The sequence below is a fragment of the Oleiphilus sp. HI0123 genome, from assembly GCF_001635315.1.
The window spans coordinates 1-514 of record NZ_LWGE01000910.1 but is presented as its reverse complement, the minus strand read 5'-3'; the positions used below and the strand labels follow the sequence as shown (position 1 = coordinate 514).

Genomic DNA, 514 nt, shown 5'->3' with positions numbered 1-514 from the left:
GCTAACGACGACAATGTCATTCCCGTTTGCTTGTTGGTCAGGGCCCGCATCGGCCATAGGGGGTTGATTAGTATTGATTGCAGTGACTGTAATACTCACCTCATCAGTTTCGGAGCTTTCAAGACCATCGTTAACATGCAAGGAAAAGACGTAGTTAGCGTCAATATTGGGTGCAACAAAGCTGGGAAAAGCGATGCTTGTATCATTGAGTGTTATGCTTGGGCCGCTAACTTGAGTCCATAAATAACTTAGCGTGTCGCCATCAGAATCAAGACTTTGAGAACTGTCCAGCGTGACCAAGCTGTTCCCGTTAGCGTTTTGGTCATCACCTGCATGGGCGATAGGCTGTGTATTTGAGGTCTGTGGGTCAGAACCGTTGTCAGGGTCAGAACCGTTGTCAGGGTCAGAACCGTTGTCAGGGTCAGAGTCGCTGTCAGGATCAGAACCGTTGTCAGGGTCAGAGCCGCTGTCAGGATCAGAACCGCTGTCAGGGTCAGAGCCGCTGTCAGGGTCA

At 50.4% G+C, this 514-nt stretch carries 1 protein-coding gene; it reads right to left on the bottom strand.

The features are described from left to right. Nucleotides 1-514: PKD domain-containing protein (locus A3761_RS27405; protein ID WP_197472956.1), on the bottom strand; the 514-nt coding region annotated here is incomplete at both ends.